Source organism: Rhodanobacter sp. OR87 (genome assembly GCF_000473345.1).
GTDB lineage: Bacteria > Pseudomonadota > Gammaproteobacteria > Xanthomonadales > Rhodanobacteraceae > Rhodanobacter > Rhodanobacter denitrificans.
The window spans coordinates 88809-107206 of the sequence record NZ_AXBJ01000010.1; the positions used below are offsets into that span (position 1 = coordinate 88809).

At 68.9% G+C, this 18398-nt stretch carries 21 protein-coding genes; 8 read left to right on the forward strand and 13 right to left on the reverse strand.

Features of this window, described 5'->3' with window-relative positions:
- The first annotated feature begins 98 nt into the window (after positions 1 to 98).
- On the forward strand, positions 99 to 1844 hold the full coding sequence (ptsP, locus tag RHOOR87_RS0110810; RefSeq protein ID WP_027485016.1) for a phosphoenolpyruvate--protein phosphotransferase: 1746 nt from the start codon (positions 99 to 101) through the stop codon (positions 1842 to 1844).
- Positions 1845 to 2014: 170 nt separating this feature from the next.
- Entirely contained in the window at positions 2015 to 2818 is an 804-nt protein-coding gene (locus tag RHOOR87_RS0110815; protein ID WP_231378417.1) for a hypothetical protein, read from the forward strand.
- A 39-nt stretch (positions 2819 to 2857) separates the two neighbouring features.
- Here RHOOR87_RS0110815 and RHOOR87_RS0110820 read toward each other — a convergent pair whose 3' ends face one another.
- Entirely contained in the window at positions 2858 to 3751 is an 894-nt protein-coding gene (locus tag RHOOR87_RS0110820; protein ID WP_015448616.1) for a LysR family transcriptional regulator, read from the reverse strand.
- A 100-nt stretch (positions 3752 to 3851) separates the two neighbouring features.
- Here RHOOR87_RS0110820 and RHOOR87_RS0110825 point away from each other — a divergent pair, with 100 nt between their 5' ends.
- Positions 3852 to 4874, forward strand: a complete 1023-nt coding sequence (locus tag RHOOR87_RS0110825; RefSeq protein ID WP_027485018.1) for a putative sulfate exporter family transporter — start codon at positions 3852 to 3854, stop codon at positions 4872 to 4874.
- Positions 4875 to 4974: 100 nt separating this feature from the next.
- On the opposite strand, the gene RHOOR87_RS20395 is transcribed toward RHOOR87_RS0110825, so the two are convergent.
- From RHOOR87_RS20395 to RHOOR87_RS0110860, 7 genes are all read right to left on the reverse strand, one after another.
- The gene (locus RHOOR87_RS20395; RefSeq protein WP_155950942.1) at positions 4975 to 5292 is read right to left on the reverse strand and encodes a hypothetical protein; all 318 of its coding nucleotides are present in this window, start codon (positions 5290 to 5292) and stop codon (positions 4975 to 4977) included.
- Positions 5293 to 5563: 271 nt separating this feature from the next.
- Entirely contained in the window at positions 5564 to 6256 is a 693-nt protein-coding gene (gene tsaB / locus RHOOR87_RS0110835) for a tRNA (adenosine(37)-N6)-threonylcarbamoyltransferase complex dimerization subunit type 1 TsaB (RefSeq protein WP_007511608.1), read from the reverse strand.
- Positions 6253 to 7608: a cell envelope integrity protein CreD gene (gene creD / locus RHOOR87_RS0110840; RefSeq protein ID WP_027485019.1), complete on the reverse strand. Its 1356-nt coding sequence runs from the start codon at positions 7606 to 7608 to the stop codon at positions 6253 to 6255. The genes tsaB and creD overlap by 4 nt, the downstream gene beginning before the upstream one ends.
- A gap of 160 nt (positions 7609 to 7768) precedes the next feature.
- Positions 7769 to 8473 (reverse strand): alpha/beta fold hydrolase, encoded by a 705-nt coding sequence (locus tag RHOOR87_RS0110845; RefSeq protein ID WP_015448620.1) that lies wholly within the window; start codon positions 8471 to 8473, stop codon positions 7769 to 7771.
- Entirely contained in the window at positions 8470 to 9279 is an 810-nt protein-coding gene (locus RHOOR87_RS0110850) for a class III extradiol ring-cleavage dioxygenase (protein WP_015448621.1), read from the reverse strand. Before RHOOR87_RS0110850 ends, RHOOR87_RS0110845 begins: the two co-directional genes overlap by 4 nt.
- Before the next feature lie 63 nt (positions 9280 to 9342).
- Positions 9343 to 9732 carry a DoxX family protein gene (locus RHOOR87_RS0110855; RefSeq protein WP_015448622.1) on the reverse strand — a complete coding sequence of 130 codons (390 nt, stop codon included), beginning with the start codon at positions 9730 to 9732 and terminating at the stop codon, positions 9343 to 9345.
- A 45-nt stretch (positions 9733 to 9777) separates the two neighbouring features.
- Positions 9778 to 10410 (reverse strand): NAD(P)-binding domain-containing protein, encoded by a 633-nt coding sequence (locus RHOOR87_RS0110860; RefSeq protein WP_015448623.1) that lies wholly within the window; start codon positions 10408 to 10410, stop codon positions 9778 to 9780.
- Positions 10411 to 10534: 124 nt separating this feature from the next.
- Between RHOOR87_RS0110860 and RHOOR87_RS0110865 the strand changes: the two genes are divergently transcribed.
- Positions 10535 to 11452 (forward strand): LysR family transcriptional regulator, encoded by a 918-nt coding sequence (locus tag RHOOR87_RS0110865; protein WP_015448624.1) that lies wholly within the window; start codon positions 10535 to 10537, stop codon positions 11450 to 11452.
- A gap of 26 nt (positions 11453 to 11478) precedes the next feature.
- On the opposite strand, the gene RHOOR87_RS0110870 is transcribed toward RHOOR87_RS0110865, so the two are convergent.
- Positions 11479 to 12240, reverse strand: coding sequence for a class I SAM-dependent methyltransferase (locus tag RHOOR87_RS0110870; protein ID WP_015448625.1), 762 nt, complete (start codon positions 12238 to 12240; stop codon positions 11479 to 11481).
- Between the two features lie 147 nt (positions 12241 to 12387).
- Positions 12388 to 13173 carry a hypothetical protein gene (locus RHOOR87_RS0110875; protein ID WP_155950943.1) on the reverse strand — a complete coding sequence of 262 codons (786 nt, stop codon included), beginning with the start codon at positions 13171 to 13173 and terminating at the stop codon, positions 12388 to 12390.
- Between RHOOR87_RS0110875 and RHOOR87_RS0110880 the strand changes: the two genes are divergently transcribed.
- Positions 13172 to 13522, forward strand: a complete 351-nt coding sequence (locus RHOOR87_RS0110880) for a hypothetical protein (RefSeq protein WP_015448627.1) — start codon at positions 13172 to 13174, stop codon at positions 13520 to 13522. The two genes, RHOOR87_RS0110875 and RHOOR87_RS0110880, sit on opposite strands and share 2 nt — an antisense overlap.
- An 8-nt stretch (positions 13523 to 13530) precedes the next feature.
- On the opposite strand, the gene RHOOR87_RS0110885 is transcribed toward RHOOR87_RS0110880, so the two are convergent.
- Entirely contained in the window at positions 13531 to 13800 is a 270-nt protein-coding gene (locus RHOOR87_RS0110885; RefSeq protein ID WP_007511623.1) for a metal/formaldehyde-sensitive transcriptional repressor, read from the reverse strand.
- Positions 13801 to 13855: 55 nt separating this feature from the next.
- Here RHOOR87_RS0110885 and dmeF point away from each other — a divergent pair, with 55 nt between their 5' ends.
- Entirely contained in the window at positions 13856 to 14809 is a 954-nt protein-coding gene (gene dmeF / locus RHOOR87_RS0110890) for a CDF family Co(II)/Ni(II) efflux transporter DmeF (protein ID WP_015448628.1), read from the forward strand.
- A gap of 30 nt (positions 14810 to 14839) precedes the next feature.
- Here the strand turns inward: dmeF and RHOOR87_RS0110895 are convergent, their stop codons facing one another.
- The gene (locus tag RHOOR87_RS0110895; RefSeq protein ID WP_015448629.1) at positions 14840 to 15208 is read right to left on the reverse strand and encodes a VOC family protein; all 369 of its coding nucleotides are present in this window, start codon (positions 15206 to 15208) and stop codon (positions 14840 to 14842) included.
- Between the two features lie 105 nt (positions 15209 to 15313).
- Positions 15314 to 17248, reverse strand: coding sequence for an ATP-dependent DNA helicase (locus tag RHOOR87_RS0110900; protein WP_015448630.1), 1935 nt, complete (start codon positions 17246 to 17248; stop codon positions 15314 to 15316).
- A gap of 112 nt (positions 17249 to 17360) precedes the next feature.
- Between RHOOR87_RS0110900 and RHOOR87_RS0110905 the strand changes: the two genes are divergently transcribed.
- The gene (locus RHOOR87_RS0110905) at positions 17361 to 17909 is read left to right on the forward strand and encodes a redoxin domain-containing protein (protein WP_015448631.1); all 549 of its coding nucleotides are present in this window, start codon (positions 17361 to 17363) and stop codon (positions 17907 to 17909) included.
- 72 nt (positions 17910 to 17981) lie between these two features.
- Positions 17982 to 18371, forward strand: a complete 390-nt coding sequence (locus tag RHOOR87_RS0110910) for an MAPEG family protein (RefSeq protein ID WP_015448632.1) — start codon at positions 17982 to 17984, stop codon at positions 18369 to 18371.
- Positions 18372 to 18398: the final 27 nt, after the last annotated feature.

Genomic DNA, 18398 nt, shown 5'->3' on the forward strand with positions numbered 1-18398 from the left:
GCGAGCACCCCGCTTCCTGCAGGCACCGTGCTGTCCGCTTTGCCTATTCACCGTTCCCTGCTCCCTACTCCCGCGCCTGGTCCCCACGGAGGCCAAGCGTGAGACACCTCCTCACCGGCACCATCGCCGCGCACGGCATGGCGCTTGGCCGGGCACGGCTGGTGCAGCCCAGCCGCTACATCGTCGACACCCGGCCGCTGGCCGAGGAAGAGATCGAGGGCGAGCTGGCCAAGCTGCGCCAGGCGCTGGACACCGCGCGACAGGAACTGCGCGAACTGCGCGGCAAGCTGCACGGCGCGCTGGCGCGCGAGGTCAACGAATTCATCGACGCGCACAGCCTGCTGCTGGACGACGCCGAGCTGTTGCGCGGACTGGACGATCTGGTGCGGATCGGCCGCTACCGCCCCGGCGCCGCGCTGAAGAAGCAGCGCGACCGGCTGTCCGCAGTGTTCGAGGCGATGGACGACCCCTACCTGCGCAGCCGCAAGGAAGACGTCGAGCAGGTGATCAACCGGGTGATTTCCGCGCTGCAGCGGCAGACCAGCCCGGAGGAGCGCAAGCTGGCCGCGCGCGTGGGCGAGATCCTGATCGCCGACAGCATTGCGCCGGGCGACATGGCGCAGCTGGCCGGCAACGGCCTGCTCGGCGTGGTCGCCAGTTCCGGCAGCGCGTACTCGCACAGCGCGATCCTGGCGCGCAGCCTGGGCCTGCCGATGCTGGTCGGCACCCGCGACGCGCTGTCCAACATCCACGACGACGACCTGATCCTGCTCGACGCCGAGCGCGGCGAGGCAGTCGTGCATCCGGCCGCGCAGGACCTGTCGCGCTACCGCGCCTGGCAGCGCGAGGCGGCGGCCGAAGGCCGGCGGCTGGCGAAGCTGGCGAATGCGCCCACGCGCACCCGCGACGGCGTCGAGATCGCCCTGCTGGCGAACGCCGAGACGCCGGCCGACGTGGCGCTGGCGCGCGCCCGCGGCGCCGACGGCGTGGGCCTGTACCGCACCGAGTTCCTGTTCCTCAAGCACAAGGGCCTGCCGTCGGAAGACGAGCAGTTCATCGCCTACCGCGATCTGGTGATGGGCATGGGCGGCCTGCCGGTGACCATCCGCACGCTGGACCTCGGCGCCGACAAGGCCGACGCCGCCGGCCTCACCCTGCGCGGCGAGGACAACCCGGCGCTCGGCGTGCGCGGCGTGCGCCTGTCGCTGCGCTACCCGGCGGTGTTCACCACGCAGATCCGCGCGATCCTGCGCGCCGCCTGCTACGGTCCGGTGCGCGTGCTGGTGCCGATGGTGACCCAGCCGGACGAACTGATCGCGGTGCGCACGCTGTTCAAGCTGGCGCGCCAGGACCTCAAGCGCGAGGCCATCGACCTGCCGGAGAAATTGCCGCTGGGCGCGATGATCGAGGTGCCGGCGGCGGCGATCAACGTGCGCGCCCTGCTGGAGCATGCCGACTTCCTGGCAATCGGCACCAACGACCTGGCACAGTACGTGCTCGCCGCCGACCGCGGCAACGACGCGCTGGAGAACATCTACAACCCGCTGCAGCCGGCGCTGCTGCGGCTGATCTCGCACGTGCTCACTTCCGGCCGTCGCGCGAAGAAGCCGGTCAGCCTGTGCGGCGAGATCGCCGGCGACGTGAACTTCACCGCGCTGCTGCTGCTGCTCGGGCTCGACGAATTCAGCATGCACCCGGCGCAGATCCTGCAGGTGCGCGACCGCCTCGCCACGCTCGACTACGCCCACCTGCGCCGCCACCTGCCCCGGTTGCTGCAGGCGCCTACCCACGAGCAGGCCGAGGCGATGCTGAACCAGATCGTGGACGCGGCCACCGCGCACTGAAACCCGGCCGCGCCGCCGCTTCGTCACGCATCGTTGTCCCGCGTTTTACATCCGCCGGCGCAGGCTCGCTGGTTCAGGGGCAGTCGTTGTGTGCCATGCGTCGCCGCCCGGAATCGGCACGACAACTCCGCATCTCATCGAACCGATCCATGGCCATGGGGAGTGTCATCATGAACAAGTCACTTGCCGCTGCAGTTCTGGGCGTATTGCTGGGAGCAAGCCTGATGCCCGCACCGGCGCTGGCGCAGAGCGCCTTCGACGGCACCTGGAAAATCGATCTGAACAAGGTCGAGATGCCGAAGAAGCCGGACGTCCTGCTGCTGCAGGACGGCATGTACCACTGCAAGAGCTGCGTTCCGCCGGTCAGCGTGAAGGCCGACGGCAGCGACCAGCCGGTCAGCGGCCATCCGTACTACGACACGATGGCGGTCAGCATCGTCGACGATCATGCGATCCACGAGATCGACAAGAAGGCCGGCAAGGTCATCGCGGACTCGACCATGACCGTGGCCGCCGACGGCAAGACGGCAAACTTCGAGTTCACCGAAAACCGCGGCGACAGCACCGCCCCGGTCACCGGCAACGGCACCATGCTGCGCGTGGCGAAGGGGCCGGCCGGTGCGCACGCGATTTCCGGCTCGTGGCGCACCAAAAGCTACGGCAGCGTCTCGGACAACGCGCTCACCCGCAGCTACAAGGTCGATGGCGACACACTCCACATGCATACGCCCACCGGCGAGTCGTACAGCGCGAAGATGGACGGCAGCGACACGCCCTACCAGGGCGATCCCGGCACCACCAGCGTCGCGGTGAGGAAGCTCGGCCGGCGCACCGTGCAGGAGACCGCCAAGCGCGACGGCAAGGTCATCAGTGTGGCGAAGATGACCGTCGCCGCCGACGGCAAGAGCATGACCATCGCGGTCGACGACAAACTCCACGACAGCCATATGTCGTTCGTGGCGATGAAGCAATGAGTCCCGGCGCGCGCAGGCCAGGGATGGCCTGCCGCCGGCTCAGCGGCCACGGCTCGGGTCGATCCCCTCGAGGAACGCGTCCAGCAACGCGCCGCGGTACTGGCGCCGGTGCAACAGCAGCGAGAGCTTGCGGCGCAGGTCGAGGAACGGCGTCTTCAGCGCCTTCAGCCGTCCGGTCGCCAATGCATCGGTCACCGCCACCGCCGGCAGGCAGGCGATGCCGAGGCCGGCTACCACGGCCTGCTTGATCGCCTCGATCTGATCGAGTTCCAGCACGGTTTCGCCCGGCGGCAATTGCGCCAGCACGCGTTCGCTGGTGGCGCGCGTGGCCGAGCCAGGCTCGCGCAGCACCCAGCGTGCGCCGGCGAAATCCGCGGGCTTCAGGCCGCGCCGGCGCGCCAACGGGTGTTCCGGCGGGGCGCACACCACCAGTCGGTCGTCGCGCCACGGGCGCACCTCCAGCAACGGATGCGCCACCGGACCTTCGACGCAGCCGATGTCCAGGCTGTGCTCGAGCATGGCGGCGGCGATCGTCTCGGTGTTCGCCACGCGCAGGCGGATCGCCACCTGCGGATGCGCACGCACGAAACCGCCGAGCAGCTCGCCGACCAGGTAATTGCCCACCGTGTTGCTGGCACCGATGCGCAGCTCGCCGGAGAGCGCCGCGCCTTCCTCACGCCCGCGGCGGCCGAATTCCGCGTGCCGCTCCAGCAGCTCCTGCGCCAGCGGCAGCAGTTCGCGGCCTCGCGCATTGAGGCGCAGGCGGCCACGTTCGCGGTCGAACAGCGGCGCATCCAGCTGCCGCTCCATCTCCGCCAGCGCCATGCTGGCCGCCGGCTGAGTCAGGTGCAGGCGCTCGGCGGCGGCGCGCACGCTGCCGTGCAGCGCGATCTGCACGAACACGTCCAGCTGGCGCGGGCTGATGTTGACCATTGACCGATCTTATCAGCTTGCCTTATACATTCGATCATATATTCAAAATTTTCCTGATCGCCATGCGGGCGGACAATGGCGCGATTGCCGGAGCCCACGCATGAACACCTCGACCCTGCCCACTCCTTCTTTGCTGCTCAGGCAACGCACGCCCGGCCTGCTGCTGGCGCTGGCGATCGGCCTGCTCGCGCTGTGGCTGGGGCGCCTGGCGCCGCTGATCGGCGGGCCGGTGATCGGCATCGTGCTCGGCATCCTGGTGCGCAACCTGCTGTCGCCGGGCGAGCGCTACAGCGCCGGCATCGCGTTCGCCGGCAAGAAGGTGCTGCAGTGGTCGATCATCGCGCTGGGCTTCGGGCTCAGCCTGGACCAGGTGGCGAAGACCGGCCTCGAATCCTTGTCGGTGACCCTGGTGACGATGAGCGTGGCCTTTCTCGCCGCGTGGGGGCTCGGCCGCTGGCTCGGCGTGCACGACAAGCTGATGGTGCTGATCGGCGTCGGCACCGCGATCTGCGGCGGCTCGGCGATCGCCGCGGTGACGCCGATCATCAAGCCCGACGAGCACGACACCGCATTCGCGATCTCCACCATCTTCCTGTTCAACCTGGTCGCCGTGCTGCTGTTCCCGCTGCTCGGCCACCTGCTGCACCTGTCCGACCTGGGTTTCGGCCTGTGGGCCGGTACCGCGATCAACGACACCTCGTCGGTGGTCGCCGCCGGCTACAGCTACAGCCACGCCGCCGGCGACTACGCCACCATCGTCAAGCTGACCCGTGCCACGCTGATCATCCCGGTCTGCCTGGTGCTGGCCTTCGCGGTGGCCGCGCGCGAAAAGAAGCACGGCGCCGCCGACTTCAGCCTTCGCCGCATCTTCCCGTGGTTCATCCTGTGGTTCCTGGTCGCCTCGGCCGTGCGCACCGCCGGCCTGATCCCTGTCGCGATCCAGCCCGCGCTGCACATGCTGGCCGAATTCCTGATCATCGTGGCGCTCACCGCGATCGGCCTGTCGGCGAACCTGCGCCGAATGGTGTCCAGCGGCGCTCGGCCGATCCTGCTGGGGCTGGGCGTGTGGGCGGCGGTGTCGGTCAGCAGCCTGGCAGTGCAGTTGGTGATCGGTAGGCTTTGATGCTTCGCCGGGGATGCTGCACGCGGCGCAGCATCCCCGGAATACGTGCTGCCAGGCCGTAGGCAGCCGCCAAGCTGGATGTGCCCGACAACAACCGCGACTATCGAACCTGGCGAAGACAGGTCTTCGAAGCAACCAGTTCCGTGGCCTCTGCCGCACTGCCATCGACAATTGCCGAATCCGGCAACCACCTTATGGAGTGCGGTCTTTTCAGCAGGATTCCGTCGTTGAAGCGGACGGCGGCAGGATAGGTTGACCATTCCAGCTTCGACCGGGACTGGTTGCCATCCACTTCGACACCGGCATCCGAAATCGACACTGCCACCGCGGCCCCAAAACCGGGCTTGCGTCGAAATTTCATCATGAGGCTCTGTTTGGTCGCCCAGACCCCAACCGCGGCGACCAGGCCGAGGATCATGACGAACAACCCGGCCCGCGATGCCATGGAAGTGTCGGCTCTTGCGGCAAAAGCCGTTGCGCATGCCAAGCCGATCACGCCGAACTGAACGGGCAGCCTGAATAGCCAAGGGCCTTGCCGATACTGCCGATCAATCACGGCCCTGAAGTATTCGACATCACATCGATACTGATACCTGACTTGCATACGCCCCGTTCCGACAGCCCAGGATCATCTGCCCCGACACGTATTCGGCTTCGCTACCAGCTCGGAATCGAAACCGACAGATGGCTCAAGCCTTGCCCTGCTCCACCAGTGTCAACGCCACCTTGTCGCGCAGATAGACCGGCAAGGCCAGTTCCGGTGCCTGCGTATGACCCGCCTCGAACTCGCGCAGCGCCAATTCGGCAACGTGCGCGGCCTGCGGGTAGCGCAGGCCGTCGGCGGAATGCAAGGTGCCGGTGAGGCGCTGCGACAGCGCGGTGGCGTAGCTGGCCCAGCCGCTGCCGACGACCTGCCAGGCGCCGGCTTCGGGCAACACCAGCGTCTCGGCGGTGCCGATGCGTTCCTCGTCCAGCGCGAGCAGACCGCCGCCGTCGTCGCGGCGGTAGCAGGCGGCGTAGATCTCTCCCATGCGCGCGTCGATCACGGCGAGGATGGCGGTGCCCGCTTCCTCCGGCGCTTCCAGCGCCAGTGCGGCCAGCGAGGAGACAGTGATCACCGGCAGGTCCAGCGCCAGCGCCATGCCCTGCGCCAGCGAGACGGCCAGGCGCACGCCAGTGAACGCGCCGGGGCCGCGGCCCACTGCGATCGCGTCCAGCGCATGGCGGCCGATGCCGGCTTCGGCCAGCAATGCGTCGGCCATCGGCAACACCAGCTCGGTGTGCCGGCGCGGCGCGATCTCGCTGCGGGCGATCAGTTCGTCGCCGTGGATCAGGGCGACGGAGCAGGCTTCGGTGGCGGTTTCGATCGCGAGCAGGTTCATGATCGCTCCATGATAGCGGCTGGCGGCTCGGTCGGTTCGGATGACGTCGTTACGTACGCGTACCAGTCGATGCGGCGGGTCAGGTACATCATCAGCGCAACCATCGCCAGCAGCACCAGCGCGCCGATCAGCAGCGCGTACTGCTCGGCCGCGATCAGCCCGTACAGCATCGCGTAGATCAGCCCCAGCACACCGCCCAGAAGCAGTCCGGCGCGCCGCGCACGCAACACCGCCATCGCGTAACCGCCCACCAGCACGGCCACCGCAGCGGCGGCCAGCGCGTAGGCCGGACCGAAACCGATCTGCTCGGACAGCGCCAGCAGCACCACGTAGAACGTGGCCAACGCCGCGCCCACCAGCAGGTACTGCACCGGGTGCACGCGCAGCCGCTTGAGCACCTCGAACAGGAAGAACGCCACGAAGGTCATCGCGATGAACAGCAGCCCGTATTTCCCCGCGCGCACGTTGCGCTGATACACGTCGACCGGCTGGTACAGCTGCACGCCGAAGGTCGACGCCTGCAGCGCCGGCTGCATGTTGTCATCATCGCTCCAATGCTGACCGTAGCTGCGGTTGAGGTCGAGCAGATGCCAGTGCGCGCTGAAGCCATGGCCGTCGATGCTGCGCGCCAGCGGCAGCGCCGCGCCGACGAAGCTGGGATCACGCCACGGCGCGCGTATCGTCACGTCGGTGCTGCGCGCCAGCGGCAGCAGTTGCAGCGCCTCGGTGCCGGCCAGCTTCAGGCCGATCTGCACGTCGATCGGCTGCTCGCCCAGCGCATCCAGGTCGATCGGCACCACCACGTTCGGCCAGCTGCCGAGCCGGTCGGCCGACGATTCGAAGCGTGCCGGCTGGCCGTTGATGCGCAGCTCAGTGACCTCCTGCAGGCCGCGCAGGTCGCCGACCGGCAGCCGCAGCTCGGCCTTGCCGCCCTGCCACGTCGCATTGCTGGCGCGGCGATACTGGGCGATGTCCTGCGCGCGGAATTGCGCACCGAGCTTCACCGTGGCGACGAACACCGGCGCCGCGTAGATGCTGTAGCTGCGCGTCTCCACTGCCATCGCCACGTCCAGCTTCAGCGCGTCGGCCAGCACGCTCTCGCTGCCCGCCTGCCAGCGCGGCGCCGCCTGCCCATCCGGCGCCACCTGGCGCAGCGTCGGCACCACCAGCACCGGGCCGCCCAGCACCTGCTGGCCGCCCCAGCCCTGCGCGATCTGCGCGATCGCCCCCTCGCGCAACTGCTGCCGCTCGCCCACCAGCTCGCGCACCTGCAGCAGCGGGATCGTCATCAGCAACGCCAGCACGCCGATGCCCAGCACCTTGGCGGTCACGCTCTGTGTCCACTTGCCCATGTTCGCAGCCCTCCCTTGATCCGGAGTGCCGATCACAGCAGCGCCCGCGGCGCGGCAGCGGGCAGGTGCGGGCGAAACGCGGGCAGCCGGGCGACCATGGCCTGTCTGCACGCCACGCATGCCGCCACGCGGGACGGTGGAGGTTCTTGCCCGGCCCGGCTTATTGCCCCGCGGCGGGCCGGTTCCAGCGCTGGTCGTCGCGGGCCAGCCAGGCGAGGAAATCGGCGCGCATCGCCGCGCCAAGTTCGTGCCCGGCCGGATAGCGCTTCGTCAGGTGCTCGACGCCGAGGCGGTCGAGCCAGTCGCTGGCCCGCTGCGCCCAGCCCACCGGCAGCTTGTCGTCGTGCGTGCCATGCGCGATGTAGCCGCGCAGCGTGGACAGGCGTGGCGCGTCGGCGAGCTGCGCTTCGAGTTCCGGCAGGATCCGGCCAGCCAGCACGGCGAATGCGGCGACACGTTCGGGCGCGGTCAATGCCACGCTGGCGCTGAGGATGCCGCCCTGGCTGAAACCGGCGACGACGGTGTGCGCCGCGTCGATGCCGTGCGCCTGCTGCAGTTGCCCGATGAAGTCGATCAATGTGCGACGGCTGGCGTCGGCCTCACTCGCCACAATCTGCGGGCCGCTGCTGCTGAAGGCGACGCGGAACCAGCCGAACGCCTGCGGCCCCAGCGCGATCGGGCCGCGCGGCAGCACCACCAGGGTGTCGCCGCCGGCCTCGGCGCCGAGCGCGGCGAGGTTGCCCTCGTTGCCGCCCACGCCGTGCAGCAGCACCAGCAGCGACGTCGGCCTGGCCGGCAGCGGTTGCAGCGTGCGGAACGCCAGCGCAAAGGCGGGATCGACCGACAATGGTGACAAGGTCTTCATGCGGCAGGCTCCTGCGGGGTATGGGCCGCGTCCGGCAGGCCGAACGCGAACGAATCCATCGACAGCACGCCGTAGCTCATGCCGCCTTCGACCAGCCGCGCCGTGTCGGTGCCGGCACTGGCGCCCACGGCCACCAGCAGCGGCAGGTAATGTTCCTCGGTCGGATGCGCGCGTTCGGCATGCGGCGCGCGGCGGCGGTAGTCGACCAGCGCGGCCACATCACGCGCGGCGACCGCAGCGCGAACCCAGTCGACGAATTGCTGCGCGTACTGCAGGTCGCGGATGGCCTGGCGGAACTCGTACAGGTTGTGGGTGAGGCTGCCCGAACCGACCACCAGCACGCCGCGCTCGCGCAGCGGCGCCAGCGCCTGGCCCAGCCGCAACGCGCCGGCCGCATCGATGTGCTGCGGCAGCGAGACCTGGAACACCGGCACGTCGGCCTGCGGAAACAGGTAGCGCAGCGGCACCCACGCACCGTGGTCGAGGCCGCGGCGTTCGTCGAGCGCGACCTCGAAACCGGCCTGCGCGAGCAGGTTCGCGGCGTCCCGCGCCAGCGCCGGCGTGCCCGGCACGGGGTACTGCAGTTGATACAGCGGCGGCGGGAAGCCGCCGAAGTCGTGGATCGTCTCCGGTGCGGCGCTGGCGCCGACGCGCACGCCGCGGGTCTGCCAGTGCGGCGACACGACCAGCACGGCCGTAATGCCATGCAGCGACTGGCCGATGGCACGCAGGTTCGGGCCGAGCCGGCCCGGTTCCAGCGCGAACATCGGCGAGCCGTGGGAGATGAAGATCGAGGGAGCGGTCATGGCGATTCCTGAAAAGGGCAGCGGGCGCGGCTGCGCCCGCTGCATCGAACGGCACGGTGAAAGTCAGGCGTTGCGGCGCTTGCTCCGCAGATGATCGAGGCTGAGCGTACCGGCACCCTGGGCGGCGAGCATCAGGAAGCCGCCGGCCATCGCCACGTTCTTCCAGAAGTTGATGGCCTGCGCGGCGTCGCCGAGGTGGGCGTGGAACAGGGCGGCACTGGCCAGCGAGAACGCGGCGAGCGCCAGCGCGATCCAGCGCGTGAACGCCCCGGTGAGGACGGCCAGGCCGCCGCCGAGTTCCAGTGCGATCACCAGCGGCAGCAGGCTGCCCGGCACGCCGGCGGATGCCATGTACTGCTGGGTGCCAGCGTAAGCGGCGATCTTGCCCCAGCCGGAGATGATGAAGATCAGCGAGAGGCCGACGCGGCCGAACAATGTCAGTGAGGTGTTCATGCGGATTCCTTGGAAAGTGGCGATGAGTGGTCGACGCGCGGTGCGTCAGGCCTTGTGGATCCAGGTCGGCGCCATCGAGGTGCCCAGGCCGGCGCCGTAGCCGAGGTAGATGTTCAGCGCGGCCAGCGGTTCGAGATAGCGCGCGTTCTTCAGCGGGCCGGCGTCGATCGCCGCGAAGCCGAGGCTTTCGATCAGCGCCTTCGCAGTCTGCTTCGCCCGTTCGCTGTCGCCGGCGAAGAACGCGGGGGCCACCTGGCCGTCGGCAAACTGCGGGCCGTCGGCCAGTACCTGCGCGAACAGCGTGTTCAACGCCTTGACCACCTCGGCTTCGGGCAAGGCCTTGGCGATCTCCTCGGCGGCCGAGGTGTCGTGGCCGAGGGTGAGGCCCATGTAGTCGGCAGTCAGCGGATTGGTGATGTCGATGACCACCTTGCCCGCCAGCGAACCCAGCGAGCGCAGCGCCGGCACCGCATCGGCGTAACCGGTGGCCACGATGACGACATCCGAACCGGCCAGCGCGTCGGCCGGTGCCGCCGCCACCGCGCCGGGGTTGGCGGCGGCCAGCGCCTGCGCCTTGGCCGGGTCGCGTGCGGTGATGCGCACGGCGTGGCCGGCGCGGGTGAGTTGCTTGGCAAGGGCCGAGCCCATGTTGCCGGTGCCGATCAGGGTGATGTTCATGGAGGTCTCCGTGGGGTGCCCGGGGCATCCGGGCATGGGGAGTACTCTATTGACCTACTGGATGTGGATAAACTGTCGCTTAATTGACTGACTGTCTCGTAATTCGATACAAAAGGAAGGCGCCGTGGACAAATTCCAGGAAATGGCCAGCTTCGTCGCCGTGGTCGAGGCCGGCAGCTTCGTCGGCGCCGCGGAGGCGAGCGGCCTGTCCAAGGCGGCGGTGTCGCGCCACGTCGCCGAGCTCGAACAGCGCCTGGGTGCGCGCCTGCTGCAGCGGACTACGCGGCGGCTGTCGCTGACCGACGACGGCCAGCTGTTCTTCGCCCGCGCGAAGGAGATGCTGGCCGCGATCGACGAGGCGGAATCGGAAATCAGCTCGCGCAGCGGCGAGCCCAGCGGGCGGCTGCGGATCAATGCACCGCTCAGCTTCGGCATCCTGCAGCTGGCTCCGCTGTGGCCGCGCTTCGCGCGGCTGTACCCGAAGGTGTCGCTGGACATCGAACTCAGCGATCGCGTCGTCGACCTGGTCGAGGAGGGTTACGACCTGGCCGTGCGCATCACCAACCTGCCCAGCTCGCAGCTGGTCAGCCGGCAACTCGCCTCGACGCGCATGATCGCCTGCGCGTCACCGCCCTACCTGGCCAGGCACGGCACGCCGCAGCACCCGCAGGAGCTGGCGCAGCACGAGGTCATCTCCTACAGCTACTTCGCCGCCGGGGACGAATGGACCTTCATCGCACCCGACGGCGGTCCCGCCGTGGTGCGCACCCACGCGCGCATCCACGCCAACAACGGCGACACCTGCCGCGCCGCCGCACTGGAGCACCAGGGCATCATCCTGCAGCCGGACTTCATCGTCGCCGACGACCTGCGCCGCGGCGACCTGGTCGAACTGATGCCGACCTGGCGCGCGATGACGCTCGGCATCCATGCGGTGTATCCCTCGCGCAAGCATCTGCCGATCAAGACACGGCGGCTGGTGGATTTTCTGGTGGAGGCGCTGGCGGAGCCGGGGTGGACTGTCCGCCGCGCGCCCGGTTGAGCGCGGCGCCCATGGCCCGTCCGGACTCAGACGATGCCCGTGCGCATGTTGATCGGCCAGGTCACCGACCGCCTCGTTTCCGGGTCGCCCCAGCGGGTGGCCAGATCCATCACGAAACACTCGATCACTTGGCCGTGGCCTTGCTTCACGGCATGCTTCACGGCCGACCAGGTCGAGACGTAGCCGACGAGCTCGGCGAGCGACCACGCCTTGCGCATCGCCATCGCGGGCGGCGCGAACTCCGCGAAGGGAAAATCGAGGTCCGCGTAGCCACGGTCGACCCGCCGTCGCTCCGGTGGCCAGAATGGACCGATCTCGTTCCGGTAAAAATGCGCGAAGCGCTCGTCCAGTTCCTCGTCCAGCTTCGGCACGCCGTAACTGACGAGGGCCAGCACGGCGCCTGCCCGCGCGATGCGCCTGACCTCGGCGTAAAACGCGGGAAGGTCGAACCAGTGCGCGGCCTGCGCGGCCGCCACCAGGCTCGTGCTGCGGTCGGACACCGGCAGGTGTTCGGCGGATGCCTGGGCATACCGCACGGGTTCGCTGACGGGCGCATGCGCGATCTGGTCGGCACTGGGATCGAGGCCGAGCACACTGTCGAAATGCGCGCCCAGCTGCGCCGCCAGTTGGCCGGAGCCGCCGCCGACATCGACGGCGAAACAGGTGTCGGGCGAGGCCGCCGCCAGGAAGGCGGCCAGGGCGGGTGGGTGTTCCGGGCGGAACCTCGCGTAGTGCTGCCCGCCGGCCTGGAACCAGTTGATGACGTGATCGCCTCGTTCAACGGACATGCCTGGTCTTCCGGGTTCGTGCCTGGGTTTCCAGCGAGCATCTGCGATAACAGGGTCGATAGCGGAGTCAGGCTGACTTCTCGCCTGGCTAGAGTGAACTTGACTCCGTTCCTGACCCGGATCTTGCTGCCGTTCCTCGGGTTTGGCTCAGGGCATTGCCGCCTTCGTGGCCGCGTTACCCCGCTCCATGCCCAGCCTGGAGGCCAGCCATGCGGCCTGCCGCTCGCCTTCCGGCAACGCGCGGATGGCGACCAGGACGCCTTCCAGTTCGGACAAGTGCGCGATGCGGCGCCACAACCGGAAGTATTCCTTGAACTCGTGGGTCTGCTCGCCGCGCAGGCACAAAGCGGCGAAGTGGTCGTGGAGGCGTCTGCGCTGCCCCGCATCAAGCGTCGCGTGCTTCAAAGCGCTGGCCAGCCGCGCGTGCAGGTAGCCGGCATACGAACCGATGTAGTGAACCTCGATATAGCGGATGGCCAGTTCCGCACAAGCCGCATCACCGGCCCGGACGCCTTCGGCCAGTCGACGCACGGTCCCGCGGTAGTGCAGCCAACCCTTCCGTTCGGGAATCGAGTAAGGGCCTTCGATCTCGACCGGCACCGGGATGTCCAGCGCGAAGCCACCACCGAGCCGCGCATGCTCGGCCACGATCTGCTCGGCGCGCCAACCGAGCGGGACGCCATGGTAGAGATACCGCGGAACGTTGGTGCCATGGTAGGTGGACACGGTGTCGGCTTCCTGTTGCATGACAGGGGCAACAACTAGAACGCAGTCGACGTGCGCCGGCAAGGTGTCCTGTCGAAAACCGGGGCGGAGGGAGTTGACCGCCGTGCCGGCAATGCATCGTGCCACCTCCTTGTGCGCCTTCAGCCATTGAAGCAAGATCGACGAAGGTTCCTCTACAACCCCGTCAGGCGTCGGCGGAGGCTTCATGGCAAAGACGTACCTGTTCTTGAAGCCCAGTGAGCTGCCGCTCTCCGCGAGCGATCTGAGCGCAGAGTCGGTTTCGCCTATCGGCGCCGAGGAAGTTGCAACCTGCCTGAAGCAAGCCCTGCCTTCGTTGGCTTGGTCTTCTCCCACCGAGGCATCCGGCGAAACGGAGAACGGCTGGGTTGAATTTTCCCAGCCTGGCGAGGGATCCACGCGCTCGCTTGCCCTGCGCTGCTCTCTCCGCTCGGACTACTCGTCGCTCGTGCAGAGCCTATGCGACCGGTTCGGTTGGGTGGCGTTTGATCAGACCCCCATGATGTTCCAGCCACACCGCATACCGACGGCAGTGTAGAGCACCCGCTACTTGAGGTAGCTCCTCAGCACGGCGAGCACCGGCAGCAGCTCGTCCTGCTGTTTCGCGTTGCCGTTCCCGGCCACGTGGGCGCGCAGGTGGCCTTCCATCACCTGCAGGATCAGGCCGTTGACTGCGCCGCGCACGGCGGCGAGCTGCTGCAGCACCGCGCCGCACTCCTCGTCGCCCTCGATGGCACGTTCGAGCGAGGCCAGCTGGCCGCCGATGCGGCGCACGCGGGCAACCAGTTTCCGGCGGTTTTCCTGCACGTGGGACATGGCGGCGGCCCGTCGGTCGTATACTACGGGGTAGTATACGACCCGAGAACGCACCATGCCCGCTCCCGACATCGCCCCGTTCATCCACAGCCACCAGTTCAACCACGCCGACGCGAAGGCGGAGCGCAACACCCGGCACGTGGTGTTCATCACGGCGGCGATGATGGTGGTGGAGATCGTGGGCGGCTACTGGCTGAACTCGATGGCCCTGCTGGCCGACGGCTGGCACATGAGCTCGCATGCGCTGGCAATGGGGCTGTCCGTCATGGCCTACGTGCTGGCCCGGCGCTACGCGAAGGACGGCCGCTTCGCCTTCGGCACCTGGAAGATCGAAATCCTCGGCGGCTACAGCAGCGCCCTGCTGCTGGCCGTGGTCGCCGCACTGATGATGGTGCAGTCGCTGGAACGGCTGTTCGTGCCCGCGGCGATCCAGTACGACGACGCCATCCTGATCGCGGTGCTCGGCCTGGGCGTCAACCTGCTGTGCGCATGGCTGCTGAAGGGGGAACACCCCCACGAGCACGGGCACGCGCATGGACCCGATCACGGGCATGCCCATGGGCACGGGCATGCCGGCCACCGTCACCACGACGTGAACCTGCGCGCGGCCTACCTGCACGTCATCGCGGACGCGGCCACCTCGGTGCTCGCCATCGTCGCGCTGGTCGGCGGCAAGCTTTACGGCGCGGCGTGGCTCGATCCGGCGATGGGCATCGTGGGTTCGGTGCTGGTGGCGCGCTGGGCCTGGGGGCTGCTGCGCGAATCCGGCCGGATCCTGCTGGACGCCGAGATGGACCAGCCGGTGGTGGAGGAAATCCGCGACGTGGTGCGGCAGCGCTTCACCACGGCGGCGGTCAGCGACCTGCACGTCTGGCGCGTCGGCCGCGACAGCTACGCCTGCATCCTCGGACTGGTCGCCAGCTCGGCCATCCGCGCGGAGGATGTCCGCCGGGAGTTGGCCATCCACGAAGAGCTGGTGCACGTGACGGTCGAGGTCGCGGTGGCTTGAGCCAGCCTCACGACCGGCGAAATCGCGTCGCTACGCCGGCGGCTGCCACAGCTCGATGCGCGTGCCTTCCGGGTCGGTGACCCAGCCGAAGCAGCCGAACTCGCTTTGCTCGACGCGTTCGTCCACTTTGGCGCCAGCGGTGCGCAACTGCGCCAGCAGCGCGTCGAGATCGTCGACGCGGAAGTTGATCATGTACGGCTGCGCGCTGGGGCCGAAGTAGCCGGTGTCGGCGGCGAACGGCGACCACAGCATGTAGCCGGGGCGTTGTTCGTTTTCGTCGAAACGGGCGCCGCCCCATTCCTCGGCGGCGAGGCCGAGGTGTTTCGCGTACCACGCCGACAGTGCAGCGGGGTCGCGTGACTTGAAGAAGATGCCGCCCAGTCCGGTGACCTTGGCCATGGTTGCCTCGCGCTTGTTGGATGGCAGGAGCCCGCTCGCGGGCGATGCTTTGAAAGCTGGGATTCGGGATTCGCAAGATCAGCAGCATCGCCCGCGAGCGGGCTCCTACGCATCATCGAAGAAGGCTTGCACGTCCGCCAGCTCGCGGGTGCGCGGCATCGGCGGCACGCTGGCGAGGAACAGCTTGCCGTAACCCTTGCCGGTGAGGCGCGGGTCGCACAGCACCAGCACGCCGCGGTCGTGCACGCTGCGGATCAGGCGGCCGGCGCCCTGCTTCAGCGCGATCACCGCGCTGGGCACCTGCCAGCCCATGAACGGGTTGATGCCGGATTGTTCCAGCGCGGCGAGGCGCGCCATCAGCACCGGATCGTCGGGCGCGGCGAACGGCAGCTTGTCGATCACCACCACGCTGAGCGCCTCGCCGACCACATCGACACCTTCCCAGAAACTGGCCGCACCGAGCAGCACGCCGTGGCCGCTGGCGCGGAACTCCTCCAGCAGCCGCGGCCGCGGCGCGCTGCCCTGCACGAACAGCGGCCACGGCGCCTTGTCCTGCAGCAACTCGGCGGCGCGGCGCAGCGCGCGGTGCGAGGTGAACAACAGGAAGGCGCGGCCGCGGGAGGCGTGCAGCACCGGCAGCACCGCCTCGATCACCCGCTCGGTGTAGTCGCGCGCGTTCGGATCGGGCAATCCCGACGGCAGGTAGCACAGCGCCTGGCGGGCGTAGTCGAACGGACTGTCCAGGCAGAGCGTCCGCGGCTCGTCGAGGCCGAGCTGGCGCGCGAAATGATCGAAGTTGCCGGCCACCGACAGCGTGGCCGAGGTGTGGATCCACGCCGCCTGGGTGCGCTCGCGCAGGCCGCGCATCGGCGCGGCCAGGTCCAGCGGCGTGGCGTACAGCGCGAAGCCGCGCGGGAAGGTTTCGTACCAGCGCACGTCCTGGTCGCCGTGCGTTTCGACGACGCGCTGCAGCCGCTCGGCGAACAGTTCGGCGCGCTCGTGCAGGTTGGCAAGGCCGCGCGAGCGCTCGGCCTGCGAGGCAAGCAGTTCGGCCAGCGTCGCCAGCAGTTCGCCCAGCTCGTGCAGCGCGGCACGCACCTCGGCGCGATCCTCCAGCAGCGCGAACGCACCACGCGAGGGCAACGGATCCATTGCCAGGCGCAGCTTGCGCAGCGCGTTCTGCAGCGCTTCGACCGGTTCCAGCAGCAACCCGATCGCGCCGGTGACGCCGCTGCATTCGGTCAGCGTGTCCTGCGCCATGTCGGTGAGTTGGCGCGCGCTGACGCTCTGCGAGAAGAACTGGCCGGCCAGTTCGGGAATCTGGTGCGCCTCGTCGAGGATGAAGGCGGCCGCGCCCGGAAGAATCTCGCCAAAGCCCTCCTGCTTCAGCGCGAGGTCGGCGAACAGCAGGTGATGGTTGACCACCACCACGTCCGCCTCCATCGCCTCGCGGCGCGCCTTGAACACGTGGCAGTCGTCGTAGAACGGGCACTCCACGCCGAGGCAGTTTTCCGCGGTGGAGGTGACGCGCGGCCACAGCGGCGATTCTTCCGGTACCTCGGCCAGCTCCATGCGATCGCCGCGGCGGGTGCGTGCGGACCACGCACGGATCGTCGCCAGCTGCGCCGCCTGCGCGCGATCGAGGCTGGCGCCCTCGCGCACGGTCTGCTCGAGCCGGTACAGGCACAGGTAATTCGCGCGGCCTTTCAGCAGCGCCGTCTTCAGGCGTGCGCCGAGCACCGAGCGCACCTTCGGCAGGTCGCGGAAGTAGAGCTGGTCCTGCAGCGCCTTGGTGCCGGTGGAGATGATCACCCGCTCCCCTGACCGCAGCGCCGGCACCAGGTAGGCGTAGGTCTTGCCGGTGCCGGTGCCGGCCTCGGCGACCAGCGTGTCGCGCCCGACGATCGCCTGCTGCACCGCCCGCGCCATTACCTGCTGGGCAAGCCGCGGCGCGAAGTCCGGCAGTTCGCGCGCGAACGGGCCGTCGGCACCGAGCAGGGCGCCGGCGTCGTCGGACTCGGTCTCGTCGAGGTCATGCATCGGCCAAGTATGGCGGAGCGGCCACGTGCGACAAAGCGGCGGCGGGAACCCCGACCGGTGTCGGCACATCCATTCGTCGACACCGCGCCCGCGCCCACCAAGGAGAACCGACGTGAGACTGTTCGCACCCGAGCCGGCACCCGCGCTCGACCTGGTCGACATCCACGGCCAGCCGATCATGACCAGCAGCCGCGGCCGCCTCACCCTGCTGTCGTTCTTCCGCGACGCCGCCTGCCCGTTCTGCAATTTCCGCATCTACGAGTTGACCAATCGGTACGCGGAACTGGCCGCGCGCGGACTGGACATCGTCGCCGTGTTCAGCGCCGCGCAGGCGGACGTGCTGCGCTTTGCCGGGCACCGGCCGCGCCCGTTCCAGATTGCCGCCGACCCCACCTCGAGCGCGCACGAGCTCTACGGCATCGAGCGCTCGCTGTGGCGCAAGCTGAAGGCAGTCGTGACGCGCGTGCCGACCCTGTGGAAGGGCATGCGCCTGGTCGGCCTGGCCGGCCTCAACACCGGCAACCTGATGCCGGCCGACTTCCTGATCGACGAGCGCGGCTGCATCGTGCAGGCGTACTACGGCCACGATGCTGGCGACCGCATCCCGCTGGAACGGGTCGAGCAGTTCCTCGCCCGCCCCCGCACCAGGCACGCAGCGTAAGCGCTTCCGGCGGCCACTGGCGGCCGCCGCGTGCATGCGCCACCATGCCGGCACCACCAGGGGAGAAGTGCCGTGACGACTGAACTGTGCATGCTGATGTGGAGCGTGGTGCTGGGACTGGTGCAGGTCGCGCTTGCCGCCACCTGCACGGTCGGCCAGCGCGGACTGGGCTGGACCGCCAGTCCCCGCGACGAAGCCAAGCCGCCGCTCAGCGGCATCGGCGGCCGCCTGCAGCGCGCCAGCGCGAATTTCCTGGAAACCTTCCCGTTCTTCGTCGCCGTGGTGCTCGCCGCGCATCTGCTGCAGCGCCACGACCACCTCACCGTGCTGGGCGCGCAGCTCTACTTCTGGGCGCGCGTGGCCTACGTGCCGGCCTATGCCGCCGGCATCCCGTACCTGCGCACGCTGATCTGGGCGGCGAGCATCGTGGGTATCGTGCTGGTACTGGCGGCGACCTTCTGACACCCGCGGACCGCGCTGCGGCCTGCC

Excerpts from the sequence above, each read along its gene's own strand:
- RHOOR87_RS0110815 (WP_231378417.1), top strand. The coding sequence starts at position 2,015 with ATGAACAAGTCACTTGCCGCTGCAGTTCTGGGCGTATTGCTGGGAGCA.
- RHOOR87_RS0110820 (WP_015448616.1), bottom strand. The coding sequence starts at position 3,751 with ATGGTCAACATCAGCCCGCGCCAGCTGGACGTGTTCGTGCAGATCGCG.
- RHOOR87_RS0110825 (WP_027485018.1), top strand. The coding sequence starts at position 3,852 with ATGAACACCTCGACCCTGCCCACTCCTTCTTTGCTGCTCAGGCAACGC.
- RHOOR87_RS20395 (WP_155950942.1), bottom strand. The coding sequence starts at position 5,292 with ATGATCCTCGGCCTGGTCGCCGCGGTTGGGGTCTGGGCGACCAAACAG.
- tsaB (WP_007511608.1), bottom strand. The coding sequence starts at position 6,256 with ATGAACCTGCTCGCGATCGAAACCGCCACCGAAGCCTGCTCCGTCGCC.
- creD (WP_027485019.1), bottom strand. The coding sequence starts at position 7,608 with ATGGGCAAGTGGACACAGAGCGTGACCGCCAAGGTGCTGGGCATCGGC.
- RHOOR87_RS0110845 (WP_015448620.1), bottom strand. The coding sequence starts at position 8,473 with ATGAAGACCTTGTCACCATTGTCGGTCGATCCCGCCTTTGCGCTGGCG.
- RHOOR87_RS0110850 (WP_015448621.1), bottom strand. The coding sequence starts at position 9,279 with ATGACCGCTCCCTCGATCTTCATCTCCCACGGCTCGCCGATGTTCGCG.
- RHOOR87_RS0110855 (WP_015448622.1), bottom strand. The coding sequence starts at position 9,732 with ATGAACACCTCACTGACATTGTTCGGCCGCGTCGGCCTCTCGCTGATC.
- RHOOR87_RS0110860 (WP_015448623.1), bottom strand. The coding sequence starts at position 10,410 with ATGAACATCACCCTGATCGGCACCGGCAACATGGGCTCGGCCCTTGCC.
- RHOOR87_RS0110870 (WP_015448625.1), bottom strand. The coding sequence starts at position 12,240 with ATGTCCGTTGAACGAGGCGATCACGTCATCAACTGGTTCCAGGCCGGC.
- RHOOR87_RS0110880 (WP_015448627.1), top strand. The coding sequence starts at position 13,172 with ATGGCAAAGACGTACCTGTTCTTGAAGCCCAGTGAGCTGCCGCTCTCC.
- RHOOR87_RS0110875 (WP_155950943.1), bottom strand. The coding sequence starts at position 13,173 with ATGAAGCCTCCGCCGACGCCTGACGGGGTTGTAGAGGAACCTTCGTCG.
- RHOOR87_RS0110885 (WP_007511623.1), bottom strand. The coding sequence starts at position 13,800 with ATGTCCCACGTGCAGGAAAACCGCCGGAAACTGGTTGCCCGCGTGCGC.
- dmeF (WP_015448628.1), top strand. The coding sequence starts at position 13,856 with ATGCCCGCTCCCGACATCGCCCCGTTCATCCACAGCCACCAGTTCAAC.
- RHOOR87_RS0110895 (WP_015448629.1), bottom strand. The coding sequence starts at position 15,208 with ATGGCCAAGGTCACCGGACTGGGCGGCATCTTCTTCAAGTCACGCGAC.
- RHOOR87_RS0110900 (WP_015448630.1), bottom strand. The coding sequence starts at position 17,248 with ATGCATGACCTCGACGAGACCGAGTCCGACGACGCCGGCGCCCTGCTC.